The 6,329-nt window shown below is 61.8% G+C and carries 3 protein-coding genes and 1 pseudogene; all 4 read right to left on the bottom strand.

All coding sequences use genetic code 11. The annotated features are described in order from the left end of the window. Positions 1-1,219: mannose-1-phosphate guanylyltransferase/mannose-6-phosphate isomerase (locus EN745_RS27150; RefSeq protein ID WP_127422673.1), on the bottom strand; the 1,219-nt coding region annotated here is incomplete at its 3' end. A gap of 499 nt (positions 1,220-1,718) precedes the next feature. Beyond that, positions 1,719-3,146 (bottom strand): HlyD family type I secretion periplasmic adaptor subunit, encoded by a 1,428-nt coding sequence (locus tag EN745_RS27155; protein WP_127422674.1) that lies wholly within the window; start codon positions 3,144-3,146, stop codon positions 1,719-1,721. Continuing rightward, positions 3,133-5,784, bottom strand: coding sequence for a type I secretion system permease/ATPase (locus EN745_RS27160; protein ID WP_126055888.1), 2,652 nt, complete (start codon positions 5,782-5,784; stop codon positions 3,133-3,135). Before EN745_RS27160 ends, EN745_RS27155 begins: the two co-directional genes overlap by 14 nt. A gap of 105 nt (positions 5,785-5,889) precedes the next feature. Further along, positions 5,890-6,329: pseudogene (locus tag EN745_RS36350) on the bottom strand (hypothetical protein); the annotation flags it as partial.

The raw sequence follows: 6,329 nt of genomic DNA on the forward strand, positions 1-6,329 counted from the left end.
GAGCCTCGTGGAAGCCGCCATGCACATCGTCGACACCTGCAGTGGACCACAGCGGCAGCGTCTCGTTGAAGAGCCAGTGCTCGACGCGCTTTCGCCATGATCCGCTGATTATGACGCGGTCTTCCGACGCCGTGAACTTCGTCTCGAGGCGTCCGCTCTTCTCTAACTGTTCGACAACCTTCTTCACGTTCTGGCTGTGGGTGACCGGAGCGACGAACACTGCGTCCGGGGTCGCCACCACCGCCACATCCTTCATTCCGATGACGGTCAGCAGCCTGCCCTGGCTTCTGAGGTAGGAGCTGCCGCAATCCATGGCGACGACGTCGCCCGCTACGACATTTCCGTCGCGGTCCGTCGGGCTGGCTTCGAGCAGCGATTGCCACGAACCAAGGTCGTTCCAGCGGAAGGAAGCCGTAACCATCGCGATACCGCGTGCATGCTCCATGACCGCGTAGTCGATCGATGTCGACGGGACGGTCGAGTAGAAGCCCTGAGGCAAATAAATGCCTGAGAGGTCGGCCCGTGCGGTCTTATGGGCCCGTTCCGCAGTGTCCCAGATGTCCGGCCGGAGGTCGAGAAATGCCTTCCGCATCGTGTCGGCACGAAACAGAAAGATGCCGGCGTTCCAGTAGAACCTTCCCGAAGACACATATTTGCGGGCCGTCTCGATATTGGGCTTTTCGACAAAGTGCGAAACGGCGGCCACTCCGTCACCATTTGCCGCAACCTTAACCTTTATGTAGCCGTACCCTGTTTCGGGATGCGTCGGTTTGATGCCGAATACCACAATGCTTCCTGAATCCGCGGCAGGCATGCCCGCTTCGACGGTTTCCCAGAATTGCTTTTCGGTCGATATCTCGTGGTCGGAGGGCACCACCAGTACAAGCGCGTCGACGCCATGTTCGGAGATTGTCTGCAGGGTGGCTATTGCGACCGCCGCGGCCGTATTGCGTCCGATGGGCTCGAAAATCGGTCTGCCGCCGTTCAGGCCGAGCGCACCGATATCCGAAATGACGCGGTCGGCATGCCGTTCCGAAGCTATCAGGTAGATCGGCGCCTCACCGTCCGGCCGCATCTTGAGGCGTCGAACAGTTTTTGCAAGCATCGAGCCGTCGCCCGAAAAGTCATGGAATTGCTTGGGATTGTCTTCGCGCGAGAGCGGCCACAGCCGTGATCCGACGCCCCCGCTCATGACAAAACTTACGATCCGGTCCGGCATGCTCCAGTTCCTCTCAGAAAGTCTGGTTGTAGGCTCCGACTTCTGGATTGCGGCGCAGCACGGGATCGAGAGCCTCGAACATCTCGCGACGTCGCTCCGGCGACAGCACTGGTCTCGAAGGCGAATGTGTTCGGTCTGGCTTGGCCGACTACGTTCAGGGCCACGGTTTCCCCTCCGCACATGCGGGGGCTGATCCTAGCACGCAGCCGTGCCCAAGAGCCCTTGATGAATTGGGGGTAGCCCTAAAGCCCTGATTTCTCACCCACCTATCCAACAGGAGCATGTCCGCCGCCAGCGCAGAGGGGTGTCTCGTGCGTTCCTGCCGGACGAAGGGCGTTTCGGGCGCCTGGCTAGCTCCGGCAAACAAGCGTCAATTCCGGCTCGGATCGCCTTGGCGCGCTCTTCCTGGCGACTGCTGTTTCTTCATTGTTACCCGACGCCACGTGGCTCGAGTTGACAATGGCAGGGACAAAGGTTCGTCGGCTGGAAGCCTGCCCTTTTACCGCTCGTGCAATGATTCCTGCTTGGTTTTCGCCAGCGGCGAGAGGAAATAGCCAATGATACTGCGCGTGCCAGTCTTGATCTCGACCGTCACCGCCATACCCGGACCGAGCTTGACGAGCTTGTCATCCACCTGCATGTCCGTACGGTCAAGTGAAACGCGCGTGGCATACTGCAGTTCCTGATCTCTCGGCTCACTGTCGCTCTGCGCTGCGCCCAACGCGCGGTCGTTCGACGCGCTCTGCTGCCTGTCGCGAACTATGGCGTCGGATGACACGCTGAGCACTTCACCATGAAGAAGCCCGTAGCGGGTGAAGTTGAATGTGTCGACTTTGATTTCCGCCTTCTGTCCCGGATGGACGAAACCGATGTCTCGGTTGGAGAGCATGGCCTCGATCTCGAGATGGCTCTCACTCGGAACCACCACGGCGAGTGGCTGAGCAGGCGTCACCACACCTCCCACCGTATGAACGGCGAGTTGCTGCACAACGCCATCGACCGGCGCGGTCAATTGTTGGAGCTTCGTGCGCCGCTCTGCCTTGATCACTTCCTGCCCGGTGCTCGCAGCTCTCTGCTCGGCTTTTGCGAGTGCCTCATAGGTCGCGCGCCGGTACTCCGCGGCGGTCTTTTCCCTCGTTTCCTTCAGCAACGCGATGGCTGCGTCGGCTTCGCGCAGCCGGCTCTGCTGCAGGTTGAGATCCTGCTGAAGGCCTACCAGTTCCTGATACTCGGAGAGATAGACGACCTTCGAAGCAAGTGCCTTGTCGACGAGGTTCTTTTGAATGTCGACCCGCTCCTGCAGCAGCGGTATCGTCGCCTCGAGCTTCGCGCCGCTCGCCAAAGTGGTCGATCGTTCCGCCTCTTTCTGGGTTTGCTCGCGATCGATCTCGGCGAGCTTGGTGTTCTGTTCGGCGAGCTGACTGACAAGAAACTGACGGTGCATCTCGATCTCCGCCGCGCTTGCCCCCTGCGGCGGTCGGAAGGCCACAAGCGGATCCTCCGCGAGCGCCGCGCGCAGCCGTGCGACGTCGAGTTCGGCCGAAAGGAGATCGCTTTTCTGGCGCTCCTGGTCGGCGTCCGTCATGGTCGGGTCGAGCTCGATCAGGACGTCGCCAGCCTTCACGCTCTGACCATCGCGCACGTTGATGGCGCGCACGACGCCGGTGTCGAATGGCTGGATCAGCTTGGTGCGCCCGTCTGGCACGATCTTGCCCGTCGCCGTTGCGACGATATCGACGCTGCCCAGCGACGCCCACACCAGCGCGAAGCAGAAGACCGCGATGATACTCGCCCCGATTGCGCGCCCGATCGGCGACGGCGGCGATTCGGTGATTTCGAGCGCCGCCGGCAGGAACGCAACTTCGTGCTCGTGGCGACGAGGATTGACTCTCGGAAACTCGACGATGTTTTGGCTAGCGGACTTCATGAATGCCGGCCTGCAGATAGTGGAGGTTAGCGTAACGCCCGTTCGAGCGGATCAGGTCATCATGGGTACCGTCCTCGACGATGCGGCCATGCTCGATCGTGATGATCCGGTTCGCGTGACGCACAGTCGAGAGCCGATGCGCGATGACGAAGACGGTCCGGCCGGCAGAGATTCGTGTCATGTTCTGCTGAATGGCGCGTTCGCTTTCGTAGTCCAGCGCGCTGGTCGCCTCGTCGAGGATGAGGATGCGCGGATCGGTGATGAGTGCCCGCGCGATTGCGACGCGCTGGCGCTGTCCGCCAGAAAGACTGCTGCCGCGTTCGCCCACGATAGTGTCATAGCCCTCGGGCAGTTCCAGGATGAAATCGTGAGCGCCAGCGAGCGACGCCGCTGCAACGACGCGCTCCATAGGCATAGCCGGATCGGCGAGCGCGATGTTTTCGCGAATGGATCGGTTGAAGAGTACGTTCTCTTGCAGGACGACTCCGATCTGGCGGCGAAGCCAGGTCAGGTCGACCATCGCCAGATCGACGCCATCGACCAGCACGCGTCCGCTCTCCGGCACATAGAGCCGCTGTATCAGCTTGGCGATGGTGCTCTTGCCGGAGCCCGAGGAGCCCACGATGCCGATGACCTGACCGGGCTCGACGCTGAACGACACGTCGTGCAGCACCTCGGGGCCGTCGACTCGGTAGCGGAAAGTCGCATGCTCGAATGTCACCTGTCCGCGGATCGCCGGCAGTGTGGCGCGGCCAGGATTGAGGCTTGGCTCGGGAATGGTGTTGAGGATATCGCCGAGACGATCGATCGACAGGCGGGCCTGATGGAAATCCTGCCAAATCTGCGCGAGCCGCAGCACCGGCATGCTTACGCGGGATGCCAGCATATTGAATGCGACGAGTTCGCCGACGGTCAGGTCGCCACCGATCACGAGCTTGGCACCGAAGTACAGGGTTGCGGCGACGACCAGCTTGTTTATCAGCTGCACCGCCTGGCTCGCCGTATTGTTCAGGCTGAGCACGCGGAAGCTTGCGGTCACATAGGCGGCGAGCTGCTCCTCCCAACGTCGCTGCATCTGCGGCTCGACCGCCATGGCCTTCAGCGTTTCGACGCCCGTGACGGTCTCGACCAGGAAAGCTTGATTCTCCGAGCCGCGATCGAACTTCTCATCAAGGCGCCGGCGAAACAGCGGCGCAGCTCCCGCAGAAATACCGATGTAGAATGGGAACGACGCCAGAACGATCAGCGTCAACGAAGTCGTGTAGTAGAACATCACCGCGAGGAAAACGACGGTGAAGACGAGATCGATGACAAGCGTGAGCGCCGAGCTCGTCAGGAACTGGCGGATATTCTCGAGCTCGCGGACGCGTGCGACCGAATCCCCGACGCGGCGCGTCTGGAAATATGCGATTGGCAACGCCAGCAGGTGACGAAACAGCCGGGCGCCGAGCTCGACGTCGATGCGGTTCGTCGTATGCGCGAACAGATAGACGCGCAGCGTGCCAAGGACGGTTTCGAAAACCGTCAGCGCGACGAGACCGGTGACCAGAACATCAAGCGTGCTCATGCTTCGATGCACGAGCACCTTGTCGATGATCACCTGGAAGAATAGCGGTGAGAGAAGGGCAAAAACCTGAAGGAAGAATGACGCGACCAGCACTTCGCTGAGAAGATGGCGATACTTGTGGACCGCGCCGAGAAACCAGCTGATATCGAACCGTCGAGAGAGATCCGTCAGGGGCGCGCGCCGGGTCATCAGGATGATGTCGCCGTCCCAGATGGCCTCAAGGTCGGCCTGGGTCATTGTAATGGGTTGCGGCGACGACGGGCGCTGAACGAGGAGCTTGTCGTCGACGACTTTGCCGAGGATCAGGAATCCACCGTCCCGAAGCACGGCGATTCCCGGCAACGGAGTAACCGCAAGCCGATTCCACTTCGTCCTCTGTGCCTGGGCTTTGAGTCCGAAATCCTTTGCACAGCGCAGGACTTCGGTAACACCCACGCGCGCCGCGCCCATCCGATGCCGGATCTGGTCCGGGTCGGCCGCGATGCCATGGCAACGCAGCAATATCGCCAAGGCAATGAGCCCTGAGTCATCGTCGCTCTCAGATGCGGTGCTCGTCGCCTCGGCGGCCGTATCGCGTCGATCGGCGAAACGCGGGCGCATCACGGTATCGCGGGCGCGCCGCAGCAGATCACGACCGCGCATACCCATGCCAGCAAGGGTATGAAGCGCCCGCTGCGCGACGTTCTGTGATCCGGCCAGGATCAAACGGCCATCCCAGATTGCTTCCAATTCCGCGCGCGTAATCCGCTTCGGCCCCGACGAGTGTGGATGCAGCACAACCGCGCCGTTGTCGTCGGCCTTTGCGAGAAGCAGAAATCCGCCATCGTGCAACGAAGCGATGCCGGGCAGCCGAACGCTCGAAAGACGGTTCCAATGTGCCTTGCGCGCGCCGACCTTAAGCCCGAGCTCGCGGGCGCAGCGAAGCATCGCGCGGATGCCGATTGCACCGCCGTCGCCATAGCGATCGCGGATCTGGTCGGGCTTGGCGTCCACGCCATGAAAGCGCAGGAACAGGGCCAGGGCTCGAAGTCCATGGTCTGCTGCGTAGGCATTCTCGTTTTGTATCGCCATTTTGGCTAACCCTTGCGGAAATACGTCCGCGTTCGATCTCCCCCTGGCATTCACAACCTTGACGGTGCTGCACCCAGGGGCGGAAGCCCCTGGGTGCGGAGGCGATCAATGGTGCGGTCTGGTCATGTACGTGTCGTGATCCCAGCTGGCTCCATTCGACAAGACAGCCACGATCTGACCGGAATCGACCCGGCCGGATTTGCCGGCCAGATACTGGTTCAGCAGCGCAAAACTCTGGCTTGCCAGGGACGCCCTGGCCGTGCCGGTCGCAGTCGGATGATCCGCCGCGGCAAGGCTATGCGGCGCCCAGGTCCTAGCGCCGCCGGCGACCAGGTCCCTTTGCTCGTGCAGCAGCGCAGGGCCCCGGGTTGCCAAGGACTCTAGCGACGTTGTGGCGGTCGCGGGCCGAGGATCCACTACGGTGATGCTCTGCGGCGAGGCTGTCGTGACGGCGCCGGTGACCGGGTCCTTGGTCGTTGCCGTCAGCGTGAGCGTCGCCACCGGATGAGCCGCGCCCTTGTAGTTCGATTGCAGCGTCAATCCGC

Origin of the sequence: Mesorhizobium sp. M4A.F.Ca.ET.022.05.2.1 (assembly GCF_003998845.1) — a bacterium.
Lineage (GTDB): Bacteria > Pseudomonadota > Alphaproteobacteria > Rhizobiales > Rhizobiaceae > Mesorhizobium.